This window comes from uncultured Campylobacter sp., from assembly GCF_938030145.1.
Classification (GTDB): domain Bacteria; phylum Campylobacterota; class Campylobacteria; order Campylobacterales; family Campylobacteraceae; genus Campylobacter_B.
In genome coordinates this window covers 53,007-71,587 of sequence record NZ_CALHGM010000040.1, presented here as the reverse complement: position 1 = coordinate 71,587, position 18,581 = coordinate 53,007, and the positions used below count along the sequence as shown (strand labels likewise).

Annotated in this window: 20 protein-coding genes and 1 other RNA gene; 7 read left to right on the top strand and 14 right to left on the bottom strand. The window is 40.5% G+C overall.

Annotated features, from left to right (window positions below; all coding sequences use genetic code 11):
- Positions 1–47: 47 nt before the first annotated feature.
- From Q0323_RS08750 to Q0323_RS08725, 6 genes are all read right to left on the bottom strand, one after another.
- The gene (locus Q0323_RS08750) at positions 48–1,226 is read right to left on the bottom strand and encodes a type II and III secretion system protein (RefSeq protein WP_298053600.1); all 1,179 of its coding nucleotides are present in this window, start codon (positions 1,224–1,226) and stop codon (positions 48–50) included.
- A complete protein-coding gene (locus Q0323_RS08745; RefSeq protein ID WP_298053597.1) occupies positions 1,171–2,256 on the bottom strand; it encodes a zonular occludens toxin domain-containing protein in 1,086 nt (361 codons plus the stop codon). The genes Q0323_RS08750 and Q0323_RS08745 overlap by 56 nt, the downstream gene beginning before the upstream one ends.
- Positions 2,253–2,714, bottom strand: a complete 462-nt coding sequence (locus tag Q0323_RS08740; RefSeq protein WP_298053594.1) for a hypothetical protein — start codon at positions 2,712–2,714, stop codon at positions 2,253–2,255. The genes Q0323_RS08745 and Q0323_RS08740 overlap by 4 nt, the downstream gene beginning before the upstream one ends.
- A gap of 3 nt (positions 2,715–2,717) precedes the next feature.
- Positions 2,718–4,466 (bottom strand): hypothetical protein, encoded by a 1,749-nt coding sequence (locus Q0323_RS08735; protein ID WP_298053591.1) that lies wholly within the window; start codon positions 4,464–4,466, stop codon positions 2,718–2,720.
- A gap of 612 nt (positions 4,467–5,078) precedes the next feature.
- Positions 5,079–5,324 carry a hypothetical protein gene (locus Q0323_RS08730; protein WP_298053588.1) on the bottom strand — a complete coding sequence of 82 codons (246 nt, stop codon included), beginning with the start codon at positions 5,322–5,324 and terminating at the stop codon, positions 5,079–5,081.
- Between the two features lie 145 nt (positions 5,325–5,469).
- Positions 5,470–5,814 (bottom strand): hypothetical protein, encoded by a 345-nt coding sequence (locus tag Q0323_RS08725; protein WP_298053586.1) that lies wholly within the window; start codon positions 5,812–5,814, stop codon positions 5,470–5,472.
- A 207-nt stretch (positions 5,815–6,021) separates the two neighbouring features.
- On the opposite strand from Q0323_RS08725, the gene Q0323_RS08720 reads away from it, so the two are divergent.
- Positions 6,022–6,267, top strand: coding sequence for a hypothetical protein (locus tag Q0323_RS08720; protein WP_298053584.1), 246 nt, complete (start codon positions 6,022–6,024; stop codon positions 6,265–6,267).
- Positions 6,267–6,887 carry a restriction endonuclease gene (locus tag Q0323_RS08715; protein ID WP_298053582.1) on the top strand — a complete coding sequence of 207 codons (621 nt, stop codon included), beginning with the start codon at positions 6,267–6,269 and terminating at the stop codon, positions 6,885–6,887. Before Q0323_RS08720 ends, Q0323_RS08715 begins: the two co-directional genes overlap by 1 nt.
- 34 nt (positions 6,888–6,921) lie before the next feature.
- On the opposite strand, the gene Q0323_RS08710 is transcribed toward Q0323_RS08715, so the two are convergent.
- The 8 genes from Q0323_RS08710 to ssrA form a co-directional block, all read right to left on the bottom strand.
- Complete coding sequence (locus tag Q0323_RS08710; RefSeq protein WP_297964786.1) at positions 6,922–7,200, bottom strand: addiction module antidote protein; 279 nt, start codon at positions 7,198–7,200, stop codon at positions 6,922–6,924.
- Complete coding sequence (locus Q0323_RS08705; protein ID WP_298053578.1) at positions 7,197–7,496, bottom strand: type II toxin-antitoxin system RelE/ParE family toxin; 300 nt, start codon at positions 7,494–7,496, stop codon at positions 7,197–7,199. The genes Q0323_RS08710 and Q0323_RS08705 overlap by 4 nt, the downstream gene beginning before the upstream one ends.
- A 492-nt stretch (positions 7,497–7,988) precedes the next feature.
- Entirely contained in the window at positions 7,989–8,324 is a 336-nt protein-coding gene (locus tag Q0323_RS08700; protein ID WP_298053575.1) for a DUF3969 family protein, read from the bottom strand.
- Positions 8,302–8,703, bottom strand: a complete 402-nt coding sequence (locus Q0323_RS08695) for a hypothetical protein (RefSeq protein ID WP_298053572.1) — start codon at positions 8,701–8,703, stop codon at positions 8,302–8,304. The genes Q0323_RS08700 and Q0323_RS08695 overlap by 23 nt, the downstream gene beginning before the upstream one ends.
- 123 nt (positions 8,704–8,826) lie before the next feature.
- Positions 8,827–9,171, bottom strand: a complete 345-nt coding sequence (imm40, locus tag Q0323_RS08690) for an Imm40 family immunity protein (RefSeq protein ID WP_298053570.1) — start codon at positions 9,169–9,171, stop codon at positions 8,827–8,829.
- A gap of 24 nt (positions 9,172–9,195) precedes the next feature.
- Complete coding sequence (locus Q0323_RS08685; protein WP_298053567.1) at positions 9,196–9,519, bottom strand: hypothetical protein; 324 nt, start codon at positions 9,517–9,519, stop codon at positions 9,196–9,198.
- 31 nt (positions 9,520–9,550) lie between these two features.
- On the bottom strand, positions 9,551–9,952 hold the full coding sequence (locus Q0323_RS08680) for a hypothetical protein (protein WP_298053565.1): 402 nt from the start codon (positions 9,950–9,952) through the stop codon (positions 9,551–9,553).
- A gap of 276 nt (positions 9,953–10,228) precedes the next feature.
- Positions 10,229–10,590: a transfer-messenger RNA gene (ssrA, locus tag Q0323_RS08675) on the bottom strand.
- Between the two features lie 98 nt (positions 10,591–10,688).
- On the opposite strand from ssrA, the gene panB reads away from it, so the two are divergent.
- From panB to Q0323_RS08650, 5 genes are all read left to right on the top strand, one after another.
- On the top strand, positions 10,689–11,486 hold the full coding sequence (gene panB, locus Q0323_RS08670; RefSeq protein ID WP_298053561.1) for a 3-methyl-2-oxobutanoate hydroxymethyltransferase: 798 nt from the start codon (positions 10,689–10,691) through the stop codon (positions 11,484–11,486).
- A gap of 416 nt (positions 11,487–11,902) precedes the next feature.
- Positions 11,903–12,580 (top strand): hypothetical protein, encoded by a 678-nt coding sequence (locus Q0323_RS08665; RefSeq protein ID WP_298053558.1) that lies wholly within the window; start codon positions 11,903–11,905, stop codon positions 12,578–12,580.
- A 973-nt stretch (positions 12,581–13,553) separates the two neighbouring features.
- On the top strand, positions 13,554–14,570 hold the full coding sequence (gene ruvB / locus Q0323_RS08660) for a Holliday junction branch migration DNA helicase RuvB (RefSeq protein WP_298053556.1): 1,017 nt from the start codon (positions 13,554–13,556) through the stop codon (positions 14,568–14,570).
- Between the two features lie 208 nt (positions 14,571–14,778).
- Complete coding sequence (locus tag Q0323_RS08655) at positions 14,779–15,381, top strand: hypothetical protein (protein ID WP_298053554.1); 603 nt, start codon at positions 14,779–14,781, stop codon at positions 15,379–15,381.
- Between the two features lie 813 nt (positions 15,382–16,194).
- Positions 16,195–17,745 carry an AI-2E family transporter gene (locus Q0323_RS08650; protein WP_298053552.1) on the top strand — a complete coding sequence of 517 codons (1,551 nt, stop codon included), beginning with the start codon at positions 16,195–16,197 and terminating at the stop codon, positions 17,743–17,745.
- Positions 17,746–18,581 lie beyond the last annotated feature (836 nt).

Genomic DNA, 18,581 nt, shown 5'->3' with positions numbered 1-18,581 from the left:
CGCCTTCGCTCGGCGCGAAGCGCCTCGCTAGGCGTGCACTCGCCTCATCAAAACGCTTCTATTGTAAGCGTAATAACGGACTTCTGGATAACCTTTTGTTTGATTGAAAACAAATACTGAATAATCGGGATATCTTTTAAAAGCGGAATACCATTGCGATACTCGTAAGCTGTTTCTTTATTGATCCCACTTAATACTAAAATTTCGCCCTTGTTGATTGAGTAATTAGATTTTAACTCTTTCTTTGACGTTTGAGGCGTCAAAGTTGTTTCATCTAAAATATCCTCAACGACAAGATCTAAATCAAAATCAATATGGTCTTTCAATATAGTTGGAGTAATAGAAACTTTTAAGCCTACATCGCGATAATCATAAGTGTTCTGCGTAGTAGTAGAAGCATTAGAATAGGTAGAAGTATTTTTAAGATAAGGAATATTCTTAACAGATGAGAAATAAACGGGAGTGCCATTTTTGGCAACTAAATAAGGCGACTGTTTAACAGAAGTAACATCATTTTTAACAAGTAAATTTAAAACTCCATAAAATCCTTTTTTCTTATCTCTGACAACGTTAGTTTCGGCAGTGTAAGGCATAGTTATCAAATTTACAAAATAATTAAAGTCGGCGCGGGTTACAACATCGGCAAGAGAATTTAGATTTGTGCCTATATTTTCGGCATTATTGAGATTGGTTTCTAAAATAGTAAGCTTAAAATTTACCTGCTCAAGCCTTTTATCAGAGCGCTGCGCGAAGTCGATAATATCGCTGTAATCGTCGTCATTAGCCTTAAAAACAACAGAATTAGTAGATTTTATATATTCGACCTTGGACGAAGTAGAATTAAAATCGTTTGAATCGGTAGTCGATTTAATAATCTTGGATACATCGTCAAAGGTATTATTCTTAAGTTCAAGATAACGAAGCTTAGCCTTAGGGGTTAAAGTGCCGTTATTATCAAGAGCTTTATTTTCTACGTAGTAAAAATTACTACTTCGAACGAGTCTTAAACCTTTAACTTCTATCGCTTTACGAAAAAGAGATATAGAAATTTTAGTTTGTTTATTGGTGTAAAAATAGAAATCATTAGGGTTAATATCGTCAGATATAAGAATATCTGTATTTGAATTTACGCTAGCGAGATTAGCAAATTCTAATAAATTTAACTTGACCTCACTTGCTAAAAGCAGATTTAACGACAGAACTAGTGCTAAAAGAATCCTTTTCATTTTTCACTTCCTTTTTTAAATTTTCAAAAATAGGCTTATCAAAATAAGCATAAATTTCTAAAAAGCCTTTAGTATCGCTTTTGTATTCGATATAAATAGGCTCAACTTGAGAGATCATAAGCGAAAAGTATTTATAAGTGAAAGGAGCATAACCATCTATCACGCAATCAGTGTATATGCACCTTACAAAATATGAATACTGAATTTGAGCCATAGAAACATTTTTATCAACCGAAACCGCAGTATTTGCATAAATTTGATTAACAACAACAGGGGAAGTAGAAATCGAACTAACTTTACGAGCGCTTTTATCGCTAGTATTAAAATAATCTTTGAAAAATAAAAATAATACAACAATTAAAAAAATAAGAAAAAAAGATACTAAAAAATAATACTTAATAAGGCTTTTATGTTTCGTTTCATCACCACTATGGTAAAGTTTATAAATTTCAGGGTTAAATTTAAGACTTATACCGCCACCCACGACTATATCACGCTTTTGATACATTGTAGGGCTGTTAAACAATACATACCGTAAACGACTAGAAAAAAGACGTTTAGAGCCGTCAACTGCCTTATAAAAAAATTCAGCAATCTTTTTATAAGCACTATCGACGAGGCTTAAATTTTGAGTAATAAGATAAATATCTTGATAAAGATGACGATGATAAGTAAGCCACCAAATCAAGACCTTATCGCCTTTCTGACTAAAAATAGTTGAATGACATTCATCGATAACGATTAAAACATTACATAAATTTAGCTCCTTTGCATATTTTATAAGCTCACTATCGGTTACTTTAGACTTATAGTAAGAATAAAGAACTGAAAGATTAGATTTAAATTCATCGATATCAAGCTTCTTAATTTTATCTGACTTAGAAAAATCAAATTCATTAATATTCGTATAAGCAAACCGATAATTTTTCTTATTGGTTTTAGTATCACTGATAAAACATTCATATAGCTTATTAACAGCCAAATAAGTTTTACCAGAACCAGGATTACCAACGATATATGTTAAGCTCATTTTTTCTTAAAAAACCTCTTGCCATTTTTTGAAGCAGAGTTAGTGGTATATAAAGTAGCAATATGATAAGAAGCTAAATAAGATTGCCAAGCTTTCTGAACAGAAATTTTAGCGATATAAAGCTCTAAAACCATACCAAGAAACGGAACAAAATTATTAAAAGTAGAGGCAAGAGCCTCAAAAAAGCCGATAGTTTTTAAAACTGCGAAAGCAACATTCAAAAGCTCGCCATTTGGATTAACTATGGCATTATTTACCTCATTAATAGCACTATTAGTAAAAGACATAACATTAGAAATAAGCTTATAAACTAAAGCAAGAAAGGAAAGAAAAGCCCCCCAATAAACAACAAAGTAGACGCGAACTTTAGAAATAGTCCAATTCTTAGAAAATAAATTAAAAAATTTTATTAAACCATCAGCAAAACCACCCAAAAGAAAACCAATAAAAGCAGGCATAAATCAAACTCCCTTAAAAGTATTTAATAAAATTTTATAAGCACACCAGGCAAAAGAAACAAAAAAGGCTAAATAAAACATAAAATATAACGGATCACGCATAGGCGCTAAAATCGCACATAAATCCCAAGTAACATTTATAGTCTTAATATTAGTACCGCTAAATTTACGAGTAACAGGGCAAGATTTAGGAACAGAAGGACTATTAAGTTTTGCTATAGCATTACCGGTAGATAAAAAATTAGATAACTCTTTAAAATCATTCATAATAGAATCACCCTTACTAATAATATCATCGAACTCAGCAAAATAATCCGTATTATCGCTATCGCCAATACCTAAATCAACATTAGAAATACCAGAACTACTATTGTTATTACCGCTACCACTATGACCCTTATCGCCTTTACTACCATCGTCCTTGCCCTTACCATTATTATTGGGATCATCTTTAGAATGATTAGAGCCCGGCTTATCAGGGTTTTTAGTTTTGTTATTATCACCTATAGTGATATTGCCACTAGAACCCTTTGAATTATCATCACCGGTAGTAGAACCATCGCCCTTACCATCGCCTTTACCAGAACCGCCGCCTTTATCTTTATCCTTGTCCTTATTTTTATCTTCCTCTTTTTCTTTATCGGTCTTAGCACTATCAGGATTTGACATACTTTTATCCAGGGCGTCCAAATCAATCTGAGTGAAATCATCAAGATTTAAGCCAGAGCACATAGCATCGCCAGCAGCGCTTTTGTTAACTCGAATAATACCGACGGTACATTTTGCGACACAAGAATAATTTGCAACAATAGTATCAGGGGCTTGATTTACACCGACAATAGTGTCACCTTTGTCATAAAATCCCTCAAATTTACCAGAAATTTTACCGCTAGATTGAGTAACCTTAATTTTTTTATCGCCCTCGCCGTGGGAGCAAACGCAATTAAAGCGCTGCTGCAATATCTCAAAATCAGCGCAAGTAGAAACACATCGATTTTCAAAATTGAAAGTGCCACTTTTGCATACGCAAGATTTTGTTTCAGAATCATATTGAGTATTTTCAGAGCAAGGCTTGCAGGTATTAGTTAGCTTGTCCAAAACCTCGGGAGCAGCACAAATAATTTCATCGCAAGTTTTGCGATCAGGATCATAAATTTTACCCGCAGGACAACCAGTTATGCACTTGTTTTGAGATTTATTCCAAATTTCGCCGCTTAAACATACCTGGCATTGCTCGGAAGAGGTATTAAAATTGCTGCCCTCAGGACAAGATTTAAGAGTAGTAACAATCGAATACACGGTATAAACAGCACTTTTAAAAGTATTAAAACTAACATTACCGGGAATTTTACTTTTATCGAGTGTGTAATAATCAACGCCATTTTTAAAAGTATAAACAGCAGGTAAAGCATACTCATAAGAATAAAAAGAGTTGCCAGAAACAAAACTAAAACGAGGGACATCTTTACGATCATCATTTGTATATATCATTTTTTTTACGGGGTCAGATAGTTTATATATACCGCTGCCGACATCATAATAGGCAAGACCATTATCGGATTTTAGGAAAGTGAAAGTAGCGGGAGAAACTTTATCGGCAGTAGGCTCATAAAAACGGCTAGTAGATGGAATATCGGGCTCGGCAGTAGAAAAATAATCGAAAGCATTTTTAAATGGAACGAGGGGGTTATCATCGGCAAAAAGGCAGCAAAACGAAAGCGACAATAATAAAAGAGCCTTAAATTTAAGCATTTCACTTCCTTTCAGATGAATAAAAGCGGCTAGACAGACGCCAAACGCTACGCGATACACGCCTTGGAGGCGTGGGCTTGATGCGTGCGCTAAATTTCATTTCGTAAGACGAAATGAAAAGCGCGCATCAAGCTAAAAAAGAAACTTCAGACATCATTTAAAAAATTTAATCATCAAAACAGAAACGGCAAGCATTACGGGCACGATAGAGATAATCACATAAACAAAAATACTAAAAAATAAATCAAAACTCGCAACGCCCGTAATATTCAAAACAGAATTCATACTATCAACCAGAAATTTTGCTAATCGTCAATACAATAAACAACAATATCAAAGAGCCAAGCGTAATAGCAGTCGCAGCAAATAGCACGTTTAGCATTTCGTCACTAAGCCCAACATCTACCGATCGTATCGTAAGCATTCTATACTCTCCGCAAAGCTTCTATTCCGACTAGAGCAGCTTTAACAACGAAAAGCGCAACGACGAAAACGCCAAGCAACGTCTGACAAGCTAGAACTAGCGCGGACAAATCGAACGAAACCATACGACACCTTTTTTTCTATTCAAAAACATACCTCCCGAACACACGGGAGGTAGGAGCAAAGACGCTAAATTTTGCGGAACTGACGTAAAGCCAAACCGATAGCGGCAACGATAGCAATCGCGGTAACGATAATGCCGATAGCAGAATAGAAATACGTAAGATCAAACGTTCCAGTAAATCCATTGTCCTTGGAAAACGTAACGTCCGCAGAAACAGTATCCACGCAGACAATCGAAGCCGCAGCAACGGCACCTAAAACCTTAGCTTTTGAAGTTTGCAAAAACGCTTTAACTTTACTTGCAAATCCCATAACAAGCTCCTTTTTTGAAATTTGCGCCTAAAAGACACATAAAAACTTATAAGCGAAGCTTTTATGTGCTTTTTAGTGCGGGCGGAAAAGGAAGTGAAAACCCAACCGCCCTAGTAGTTTTTTGACTTGCCTAGGTCAGAACCTCTTATTTCTTTGGAACAGAAGCAGTAGCAGCCGCAGGAGCCGCAAAAGGCGACTTGTCGAAAGTTTCTATCTGGATATCATCGGCAACTATAAGAAAATTACCCCTTTGACCCGCAGAAATAAAGCGATAGGGAATTCCGACAAATTTGTCTTTGAAAGCTTGCCATTTTTCACGCTCCGTAATAGGCAAACGTAAAATTTCAGTATCTTTGACCTTGTAGCCCTCAAGATCGTGAGAGGAGTAAGTAACGGTAACTTCAAGCGTTTGAGTAATTTCGCCAGTTTGGCGATTTGTATTTTTGACGGGGCGAACTTCGTCAACAAGCCCGATAAGGTAGGTAATCATCGTAAAGCTCCTTTAAGGAAAATTTCGTCAAGCTTTTGGATTTAACGGGGGCGGAGCTTATAACCACCCCCAAACAGTTTAAAGACGTGCTCGGGTCTGAAATTTAAGAAACATATTGATATAATTAATCGCTTTAATATTTTAAATTATAAACAATATAACTTAAATTATTTTAGTATTTTACAATAAAACTAAAAGATTGTCAAGATGAATAACAAAGATTTTTGTGAAATTTTAAAAATTTCAGAGCCTACTTTATATAATTGGAAAAAAGAGAAAGAATATTTATATAGCATTGTGATGAACTATAAAAAAGAACATTTTGATAATAAAGGACAAGAAACAATAGAAGATGAATTACTAAAATACTTTAAGAATTTAAGTAAAATAGAAAAAGAATTTTACTTAAGCGATATAAAAGCGAGAATTCTCAAAAAGGAAATCGATAAGTAATGATATTTTTAATTTTGGCAGCAATATGCGCTTTTATTATTTTAATATTATTTTCAACATTAAATATAGAAAAAAACACAAAAATAGGAAATTATACAATTACAAATTATAAAAAAACAAAAAAGCAAGAACAACACAATAAATACATACAAGAAAATAAAAATTTAGTAGAGCAAAATAAGCAAACCGATCTTTATGAAATTTATAAACAAATAAAAATTGAAAATATAACAAAACCAAAAATGATATCAAAACATAAAAAAGGTGCAGACTATGAATTTTATATAGCAAAATATTTCAAAAATGAAGGATATAAAATTTATATGAATGGCTTAAATAATGGTAAAAAAGACGGAGGCATAGACGTCATATGCCATAAAAATCAAGAAACGATTTTAATACAATGTAAAAATTGGAATCAACCAATAGAACAAAAAGATATAAGAGCATTTATAGGCGATTGTCATATATATGTAAATAAAAATGCAATGTTTTTAAAAAATAGAAAAATCAGAAAAATGTTTATAACCTCTAATGAAAATACCAAAAAAGCCGTAGAATTATACGTCAAAGAAAATCAAAACGAAATAGAATATATAACAATGCCTATGTTCGATTAAATCCCATTAAACTTTAAGCTAGCAGCCTTAATATTTAAGCCGAAACACTCAAATTCATATCAAAAGCACGAAGTATTTTAGAAATAGTCTCAAATCTAGGCTTAGAGTTCGGTTTGAAAATTTTATAAAAACTTTCTCTATTAAGATTAGCCTTTTTAGCTATTTTTTCAACACCATAGCTTTTTGAAATATACAAAAGAGCTCTTTTAAGCTCCTCTAAATCGCCGTCAGCTAAAACTTGATTTAAATATTCTTTTCTTACATCGTCATTATCTAAAAAGTCAGATAATTCAAAAGTTTTTAACTCTTTCATCGAAGCTCCTTTAAAATTTCCTTAGCTTTTTCAATATCACGCGCTTGAGTGGATTTGTCGCCTCCACAAAGCAAAATAATCAACATATCGCCCTTGAAAGTAAAATAAATTCTAATGCCTCCTGAAATGAAAATTCTAAGCTCATATATATCGATAGCATTCGTTACGGATTTATAGTCGCCAAAATAGTTCTCATTTTTTATTTTGTCGATACGACGCAAAATAGAAGCTTTGGCTTTATAATCCATTAAATTCTTATACCATTTTTCAAAATATGGAGTATATTTTACTTGCATAAAGCTATTATATATTTTTGTAGCTTAATGGCTACTTAGCCGCACGAATTCCTCATAACCCGAAGGTCGGTGGTTCAAATCCACCCTCTGCAACCAATATTTTTAAATTTATATCACAGCATCGTGACTTTAAAATTTTACTCTTGTCTTCATTGCGGTATAAGAAAAATGTGTTTTATCTAAATCAGAGGATTTTATCTACTAAATTTATTTTTAAACTAATAGCTTAAAATTCATAAAGTCATCAAATAAGATACATCAAACTCTTTAAACTGTAAAATTTACCGACTTATCTAAAATCTATGATTTATATTGTACCGCCGATCTTGCCAATAGCATTATCAAGTATTGAAAGGATTAAATTTGCACATAGTTTCTATCGTGACGTTAAAATTTTAAAAGTTCAAGATAAGCCAAAAATTCCTTTGAAAGTTTTCAACTTATCTTGAGTCAAATTTCATTTACTTATTCGCCAAAACGGAGCTATGGAGGCTATTTCTCATCTATAATTACCCATCTTTTTCCAGATTCTTCATCGTATCGCTTTAAAATTTTTATTATTCTATTTTGCAATATTCGTAAGGTTTGTATATATTTTGTAGGAATTATCTCGAAAATATCCTCTAGTTCGCAACATTCAGTTATTATATCTATGACACGCTTGCTAACTTTATTGTTTTCCAAATGCGTTGAAATATAGGGCGAAAACAAAATTCTTTGGCTTTCATCTATGGTAATCGCCTGGTGCTCCAATGCCTGCAATGAACCTAGCGCCATCAATAAAATTGCCCTTTCGCTTACCATGTCAATATTTTTCTCTAATATCATTTGAATCGCTCCGCCTGTATTTAATTTCATCTAAAATCATACAAATCTTCCTCTCGTCTATCTCCCCATAAAGGCAAGGGTTTGCCAGCTCAAATATGATCTCTTGCAAAATTTCATCCTCATATCCTATATCCTCGCGACACTCGATTAAATTTGCCCACTCCTCAAGGAGATCATATGAAATTTCTTTATCGACGACCCTATTTAAGATGTTTGCAATGGTATTTTGAGTTATTGTTACAAGCTCCGATTCGCTATTAAAACCTATCTTTGCCAAGTCGCTTTTTATCGCGCTTATATTTTTAGAAAAATTTATTAAATTTAATAAAATATCTATTTTGGCCATCAATGCTGTATTTACCCTTTCGTCCTCACGCATCTATAACCATATCCTTATATTTTTCATAAAGCCTCGGTTCTAAAATTCTAAATTTCATATTGTTTTTCCTTTTAAAATTTAATCGGTTGTCGATATTTTATTTGCGCAATCCAATTAAAATTTTCATTTGGACACCCGTCCGGGGCCAATGGCTGGATAATATATAAAATTATCTCCATTTCTAGCGCGATAATTAGTGATATATTCGATCGCCACTTCGAATGCATCGTCATCTCCCTTGTCTGTATACCAGCCGTCGCATGTGATGACGGGCTTATTGCCGCTTAGGCGATATACTTCTCCTCCTAGGATAATCATACCTTTATCTCTTGTGATTTTTAACACATCCATTATATCGTCAAATCTCCAAGCGATTTCATAAAAACCGAGCTCCTCTCTTAGGCGTATACCGCGCTCTAGCAGATCCTGCGGCACGATATTTACAAAATTCTCATCTGTAAATAACATAATTCGCTCCTTTCAAGTATAAAATTAATACCATTTTTCTATATCGTCTTTCTTTACGAAATACTCTTTTTGACCGCAAGGATAGTAAATTTTACACCATTCGCCTTCGCAGGATTGGATAGGGATGACTATCTCATCATAATAAGCAAATTCTTCTTTATCTTCATAGAAAATTTTACGAATAACGGCGTCTTTAAATTTATATATAATTTTTTGATCTATTTTTTCGCCGCATTCGCCGTAAAAGGCACCGTCTTCGTGTTTTGCAAAAGTGATTTTATGCCCTAAAATTGTAGGGCTGCACCCATATAGGCATAACGCGACAAAAGATATAACAAAATTTCTCATCTCTCCTCCTACTTAAAATGCACTCTATTTTTTATTTGGATCTCCAAGTCTTTTGACCGTTAGGCCAAAGCTGCTCTATTTCATCCCTCTTGACATAATACTCCGTATCGCCGCAAGGATAGTAAATTTTACACCACTTATCGTCACAAGATTCTATCGGAACTATAGTTGATGTGCCATTATAATAGTGAGATAAGGTCTCTACTAGCTTATATTCATATTCACCGCTTTTTTGGCTTTTAGATCTTGAATATATATCTAAAAAATCCTCAAGGTTCCTCGGTACATAAAGTTTATCATGAGGTATAGAGTCATGAAAAATAAAACCGCAAGCGCTTTCAGATTTTGTACCCCGAGCAAAAAAGCGATTATTTAAGCTGCACCCCGCCATTAAAGCAACATATGCCAATGACAACATAACAAATTTATTCATTTCTTTCTCCTTTCTTCTATAATATTGCGTATCGCGTCTTGTACTTCTTGATGCTTTTGACGCTCCCGCCGGCGAATTTTAGCAAAATATACGCCTTTGTTCATATGAGAAACCCCTAATGCGAAAAAGCCCCTAATAAGACTCCTAATATTTCGGAAAAGATTATATCTAAAATAAAAATGAAAGAGGCTGGAACGACTAAAATTTAAGATAGGTGCCTGCGCGCAGGAACCAAATGCAACTAAAAGAAGTGATTAAAATTCAAAAATAGATAATTGGTGGAGGTGTGCGGGATTGAACCGCAGTCCGAAAACAAACGACCAAAGCCTCTACATGTTTAGCAAAAGTGAAGTTCTCGCGCAGGCTCGCTCACTTTCCAAAACGACCCGCCGGCGCAAAGACTAGGATTTCACCCTACGGCTCGTCACGCCGCAGAGCTACGCTATCGCAGATTACCCGCCGCCGCGCTTAGATAGTATCGGCGCAGAGCAGGGCTCGACTGGACTTACGCAGCTTTAGCGTAAGCAGGAGCAAATTTAACGTTGTTTGCGTTTAAATTTAGTTTGGATTTTATACGCTGTATCCAAAGCGACATGCCGCCTTGACCCATCCGTTCCCGTCGAAGCCAAGTCACCCCCGAAAGAATGAGCGCGCATTTTACTTTAAAATTTTATAAATGTCAAATTCGGCTTATGCTAGAATTGCGTTCAAATTTTAACCAAATCAAGGAGCCAAAATGTCAAAAATCACGCTTTCTAAATTATACGAGATGAAAAAATCTGGCGAGAAGATCGTGATGATCACTGCCTACGACGCGCTTTTTGCTAAAATTTTCGACGACGAGGTCGATATGGTGCTCGTAGGCGACAGCCTAAATATGAGCTTCGGCGGACACTCCGAGACCCTGGGCGCAAGCGTAGACCAGATGATCTATCACGCGCGCGCCGTAAGACGGGGGCTAAAGCGGGCGTATATGGTCGTGGACATGCCGTTTTGCTCGTGTGCGACGCCAGAGCTCGCGCTGCAAAACTGCGCCAAAGTCTATGAGAGCACCGGCTGCGACGCCGTCAAAATCGAAGGCGGTGCGCATATGGCAGATACCGTGGCGCTGCTTAATCGAAACGGCATCGCCGTGATGAGCCACATCGGGCTAAAGCCGCAGTTTTCGCGCTTTACGGGCGGCTACAAGGTAAGCGGGCGCGGAGAGGAGGGCGCACGCGAGGTCTTAAGCGACGCCAGAGCGCTTGCCGAGGCGGGTGCGGTGCTACTGCTGGTCGAGGGGACGATTTCTGCAGTCGCAAATCAAGTGGCGCTTGGCACCGACGTGCCCGTTATCGGCATCGGCGCCGGCGCGGGTATAGACGGACAGGTGCTTGTGTGGAGCGATATGTGCGGGTTTTTCACGGAGTTTCGGCCAAAATTCGTTAAGCGCTATCTAGACGGCGCCGAATTGGTAAAAGGCGCGGTGCGCGAATACGCGCGCGAAGTCAAAGATGAGAGCTTTCCGAGCGAGGAGTTTGAATACAAGCAGTAGCGGGATTTAGGCTAAATTTTAAAATTTACGCGCCGAAATTCTAGCCATAAAGCCCCGCTTGCCTTAAAATAACGCTTTGTTTTCACGCCGCAGGCTATGTAAACAGCTCGCACCGCCTGAAATTTATTCGGCGCTAGCTATTGCGAGCGCTTTATCAAGTGCGAGAGATCGTAGGCGCTTTGGGCGGATACTCTGCGCGGTATTTTATATGGGCGGCGCCGTGCGAGAGTTTGCGCGCTTCTGCATGCGGGCGCTATTTCTGTTGCTGAGCGCAACCGCGAGTGCTTTTCATGAACGCTCTCGCGCCCCTAGCTCTAAAATACGCTGCGAGCGCTAAATTTTACGCACGTAGCCGTATAATTCTGGCATAAACTAGCCGTCACACCTAAACGGCTCATAAAATTTAAGGAAAAAATTTGGCTAAAGCTTTAAAAATCATCATAGCCGCGGTTCTAGGTTTGCTTTTTTGCGTAAAGATGCTGCCGATTTTGGCGGCATTTTTCGCGTTTAATTCTTTCTTTGATAAAGATGATATGGAGCTGGATAAAGCCCCGTTAATGCAAAACTACGAGCAAAATCGCGAGAAATTCCTAGACCTGTTAGCTTTTGCAGGTCGCAACTTCCCTAAAAATTTGCGTGTTACGATCCAGAGCACCTACGGCGATGAGTATATTTGGATCGATTTGGACGGCAATAAGACGAAATTTTATTCAAATTCCATTTTCGGGGGTAATGCGCCGGGTATCGGCGAGGGGTTAAAGCTCATCGGCTGGGACAAAAAGACGTTTGCAGAGCTAAAATCAAAGCTCGCGGCGATAAACGCTAGAACCATCGTGCTAAATAGAAGCGGCGATAGCGGGGTGCCTTGGGCGGAGATCACCTACCGATACGTGGAGCACTTCACCGATAGCTATCAGTTTTATGCCCCGGATAGCCCGAAGCTCGCCAAGCTGCACGCCAAGGGCTGCTCGAAAAAATTTCAAAACGACGGCGTAGTATTTTTATTCGAAAGCACAACGTCCGGCTCATATAGAGCGTTCTGCGATGGCGACGACGATAATAAGAGCGTTTTGATCGAAGAGCATGATTTATAGAACTAGGCTCGCGCAGGAAAAATTTAGCGTCTTAATTTGGGACGCGATTGATAAGGCGGCGCGAGATTGCGCGGCTAAATTTAATCGCACGAGCCTGCGTTGAGCTTAGCGGCAAATTTTAAAATTCACGCTAAATTCTAAGTCGTCTTGAAAAACGAAATTTCGCGCGAAATTTTACCTAGCCACGCAAGCGCGTAAAGCAGAATTCTGCATAAAATTCTACGCAGAATTTCTTGCGAAATTTTAACTGACTATACGAGATGGAATTCTGGCTAGCTGCATACCGCGAAGCTTGAAGCGCAGATTTTAACCCTCGCTGCCGCAAAAACAAAATCCGCATTAAAATTCTATGAGGTAAAATTTCGCTGCAAAATTCCAGGCGCCGAATTTAATATCGTAAAATTCCAGCGCCAAATTTCACGTCGTAAAAACCCTGCGCGTATTTTTCAGTTGGCTAAATTTCGCTCTTTAATTCTGTGCGCTATGATTCTGCCAAGTTTATTCCGTCTCTCGCAAACTCTGCGGCTAGCTTCAAATTTGTGCGTTAAAATTTCGCTCGCAGCATCTTGTGCGTACTTCATGAATTTTATGCGTTAAAATTCTACGCTGCGCAGTGGGGCTTTGCGGCAATGGCTTCCGCGCAAAGCTTTAAATTCTGCAAGTTAAAATTCCGCGCTGTAAAATTTAGCGTAGTTAGTGACCCGCGCGCTGTTTGGGAGCTGCTACGACAAAATTTCACACTTAAAAAGCATAGCGAGCGACGGCATGAGCGTAGCCTTAAAATGTTGCGCTAAAATTCCGCAGTCTTTCGCGACGGGTGCTCTGCTTTTTAGCCCCAGCCCTAAGCGCGTACCGTAAAATTCTGCGCGGCAAATTTTATTTCGCTCACAAAGATCCGTCCCTTAAAAATTGTCAAAATTTAGCCATTTTTCGCTACACTTGCTAAAATTTTAAAAACGATTAAAGAGAGATTATGGACAGAATTGTAGAGATCGAAAAGATGCAGCTCGATGAGAGCGTGGAGAGCTCGCTGCGCCCGTCGAGCTTCGAGGATTACGTGGGGCAGGAGAAGATCAAATCAAACCTCGCTATCGCGATCGCCGCGGCGAAAAAGCGCGCCGACGTGCTTGATCACGTGCTTTTCTACGGGCCGCCCGGGCTCGGTAAAACCACGCTAGCGCACATCATCGCTGCTCAGATGGGCGCCGCCATCAAGGTCACCGCCGCGCCGATGATCGAAAAGGCGGGCGATCTGGCGGCGATTTTAACGAACCTGCAAAGCGGCGACGTGCTTTTCATAGACGAGATCCACCGCCTAAGCCCCGCGATCGAGGAGGTGCTGTATTCGGCGATGGAGGACTTCCGCCTCGACATCATCATCGGCTCGGGCCCCGCCGCGCAAACCATCAAGATCGACATTCCGCACTTTACGCTCATCGGCGCCACGACGCGCGCGGGCATGATCTCGGCGCCGCTGCGGGATCGCTTCGGCATGCAGTTTCGCTTGCAGTTTTACACGCACGCCGAGCTTGCGCGGATAGTGCAGATCGCCTCTGTTAAACTCGGAAAAGAGAGCGCGGCAGACGCCAGCGCCGAGATCGCGCGCCGCTCCCGCGGTACTCCGCGTATCGCGCTACGGCTACTGCGACGCATACGCGATTTTGCTGAGGTGCGCGACGAGGGCGCTATCTCGCACGATCGCGCGCGCGAAGGGCTCGAGGCGCTTGGCGTGGACGAGCAGGGCTTTGATGAGATGGATATAAAATATTTGGAAATTTTATTTGACGCCAAGCGCCGCGCCTTGGGGCTTAGCACGATCGCGGCGGCGCTTAGCGAGGATGAGGGCACGATCGAGGACGTCATCGAGCCCTATCTGCTCGCCAACGGCTACATCGAAAAGACCGCCAAAGGCCGCATCGCAACCGATAAGGCGCGCGAGGCGTTCGGTCGCGTGCTAAAGGCCGCGGAGAGAAATCTGTTTGAGGAGTAGGGCGGATGAAATTTTATACTTCACGGCGCTGAGCCATAGCTACGCAGGTGGAAACCCTACCGTGGCGATTTTGCATGTTTGGTCTTTGAATTTTGCTTGGTTTTAAAGTTTCTTTAGATTTAAAATTTAAAGCGGGCGATTTTGTAAATTTAGAGCAAATTTATTATCGGCTCAATAAAATATCCAAAAGGATATGAAGGGAAATTTTATGAAATTCATAACAAAATATATAAGAAGGCTCTTCTATTATTTTTACGATGTATTTTACAGACGCGTTTTTGTCAGGGGAGTTTCGCATCCGCAGGCACAGGTGGCTAGCATAGGCTGCTATGGTTTGCTTTTTGTCCTATGCGGGATGCTTCTTACTATTTATAGAACGGATACGGCGCCCAAACAATTGAATGAGCTTGAGATAGATACCGGAATTTTAAGAAACGTTTATTATAATTTTCGCGGAAGCGGCGGACGAATACATATAGAACTAGAAAACGGCAAGAAAAAGGTTTATGAAATAAGCAAAAGCGATAGGGATATTTACGAAAAGCTAAAAGGGCAAAAAATCAAAATTTACGGCGAGCTGAGCCCGGATATATTAGGTAATAATGAAATTTTACAGCTTGAAGATAAAGATGGAAAGATATATAAGGGATATAATTTCGATCATAGATTGTTAAGACCATATTTGATGACCGCACAGTTTAAATTCTTTTTAAAAGGGGTGGTTTTTCTACTTTTGTTGATATTTTTTATAAATTTTTCAGATAGAAATTTGATTAAAAACAATCCAGAAGAAGGAGCAAAAAATGAGTAACGGGTTGGGTATTTATTAGGGATGCGCTTTCGCATGGTCTCGCTAATACGGCTGCAGCGCAAGCTGGAGCGAAGTTCTGCTTTCGTACGCCTATAAGGGCGGCTATTATTCTCACTCTCCATTGAAAGTTAAAATTTAGTCTATTCGCGCACCTGTTGTGCTCATTATTTTATAAATTCGTATTCTTTTGCTCTACGCAGATTGTTGTTTGCTATTATTAAGGTACATTAATTTTCTAAAAAATAACCTGTCGTCCGCTTAGCTTTTACTTCACTCTCGTTTATCGTACCGATTTTACTTCGCTTCTAGCAGACGCATTCGCTATACATTTTTCTTTTCCGCGTGAAGTTGCTATTGGGCTTATTGTAAGAGTTGCGGCGCGAGTATATCCAAACATCGGGCGCGCACAGCTTTAGATTTTGCGGCGCGGCATACGCGTCTGGCGTCAACATATCAGCACTGCCCACCAAAGCGCTAATTTCATCAAATTTAGCCGCCCGCAGCCTGCGCGTTCGTATCGCGCGCGCCGATTACCACGCGAGATAGGCCTAGCTGCGCCAAAAGTTCGGCGCAAGACGGCGTCTTGCAGCGGTGCGCGCAATGCTCAAATACGGCATAGGAGCACACATCTGGTTTTGACGTATGTTCGAGCTATGCGCTATTTTCATAAATTAGGTACGATCCGTGTACATGTCGTATAGCGCGCTGTATGTGCGAGAACGCCGCTCGTAAATTTTATGAAATTTCAAAATTTAATCTAAATCTGATAAAAAAATTTATAAAATAGCTCATCAAATTTCAAAAGGATAAAATTTGCCGACGCCGAAAGATAACGCCGCAAGCCGCAATGAAAACCTGGCTGAAAATATAGCCCAAAATAACGCCAAAAGCGAGGCGCAAAATTTCACCGAAAATCAGACCGTAAATAACGCTGAGGGTAAAATCGAAGCCGCCGCCGAAGCCAAAGCGACTGTCAAAAACAAAACCAAAACCGCTACTGAAAATAGAGCCGAAATCGGCGCCGAAAATCAAAGCGAAAGCATAGCCGAAACGGGCAAAGCCGCCAGAGCAAATACCAGCGCCGATAAATCAGGCGCAGCTGCGCTAGACGCCGCGGAAGGCAGGACTAAAACCGCCGCCGAAAATCAAAGCGGAAACCGGGTCAAAACCGACAAGGCCTCATCTGCTGGTGCTTCCGCGCTTAACGACGCTGCCGAAGCCAATGAAACCTTCTCGGCTAATGCTTCCGCGCTAGGCGCTACTGCCGCTTCGGGAGCCGCTGCGGGTATGAAAGCAGGCTTTGCTAAGGCTAGCGGACGCGCGAAGACGAGCAAGATATTTTTTATCGGCGCTACTTTGCTGATGTTTTGCTGCGTGATCTATCTGTTCTCGCCGTTTTTGATGGTGATCGCAATCGGCGTACTGATGGCGGTGGCGACCTCGGGTCTACACTCTAAAGTAACGAAGCTGTGCCGCGGCAGGCGCACGCTAGCCTCGGTGCTTAGCCTGTTTTTGATCTGCGCGCTTTTTTTCGTGCCCTTCATCTACGCCGTGATCGAGATCGCTAAAAACGCCGCGAGCTTCGATATGGCGCGCCTAAACGACGCGATTAGCTATGTTCAGAGCCTAAACATCAAGCTGCCCGGGCCTTTTGAAAAATTTGATACGCAGTTTCGCTCGTTTTTGGCGAACCTAGACGTCGCGGGCCTGGCGAAGCAGATCATCTCCTATCTCTCGGTCGTTGGAAAGTCCAGCGCGAAATTTATCGTCGATATGGTACTTATCGTCGTGTTTTGCTTTTTTGCCTACCTCTACGGCGAGAGCTTCAAGCGCTTTTTCAAAAAAATTCTACCCGTCGAGCCCGCGCAGATCGATTATATCTTTTCCGAGACGGCAAATACGATGAGCGTCGTGTTTTACTCGACCATCTTCAACGCCGTATTGCAAGGCTTTTTGTTTTCAATCATCGCGGGGATCTTCGGCTTTGACGCGCTGCTGATGGGGGTGCTTTTCGCCTTCTGCTCGCTCATCCCCGCAGTCGGCGGCGCACTCATCTACGTGCCCACCGCGCTATATGTGCTAGCGGGGGGCAGCACCTCGGGCGCGATCGTGATAATGACGTATTGCGTGATACTGATCTCGACGCTCGCAGACAGCTTCGTAAAGCCGCTCGTGATCAAATTTATCAACTCGCGCCTGGTCGAAAACCCCGCAAACATCAACGAGATGCTGATCTTCTTCTCGATGCTTTCGGGCATCAGCACGTTCGGATTCTGGGGCGTGATCTTGGGGCCCGCGATTTTAACGCTATTTATCGCGGTGCTAAATTTATACGATTATCTAAAAAAGATAGAATTCGAGTAGGGCTTGCGCCGCTGGGTGTTTTTAAATTTATGAAAATGTCGCCCGTAAAGCGCAATGCCTAACATGTCCTGGCGGCTTTTTGTCCGTTCGCAGCTCTTGCGCGGGCACAAAGCTTTTAAATTTAAAGGCGAATTTTAATTTCGGCGCACCGCTAACTCTCTTTGAGTGCCCGCAGTATAAATTTTAAAATTTAGCTTCGGCGCGGAATTTCTACACCTAGGAATTTTAAAATTTATGCTCTCGTTTTGAAATTTAAAAACCCTCTGTGCGCCGCAAGGACCGTGCGCCTAACGAAGGGCTGCGATACTAGGGAGTAAATGTCGCGATAAATTTAGCGTATTTGACGGCGGCCGAGTTAGCTCGATGTTTTACTGCGGCGCATCTCAAGCTGCGCACGGAAGTAGTTTCTGCTGGCGGTCGGCGCCCCGGTCGCCGTATTTTTATAGCGCATCCCAAGCAGGCGGGGCGTCGCGGCGGCTATAGGCTGCGGCGCCAGACGGCGGTCACGGTATTTTTTGCGGCGTCTGATTTTGGTGCGGCATGTTTTTTATGCGGCGCGAGGCATCGCACTGCGTAGAAATTCTATAAATTTATCTACCAGTCGCTTTTTAAAATTCCACATCGTCGCGGGGCTTAACTGCAGATTAAAATTTCGCAGACGAATGCAATGCGGCGAATCAAAAGCATAAAAGTCGGCTAGGAGTGCGAAGGCGGCAGGCTAGAGATACAAAAACAGGCTAGAAGCGGTAAAGATGAGTTGGAAAAAATTTCAAATTCCGTGAGTGCGGATAAAATTTATACAAAAAATTTTACCGAGTGACGCAGAGATCGCCGAA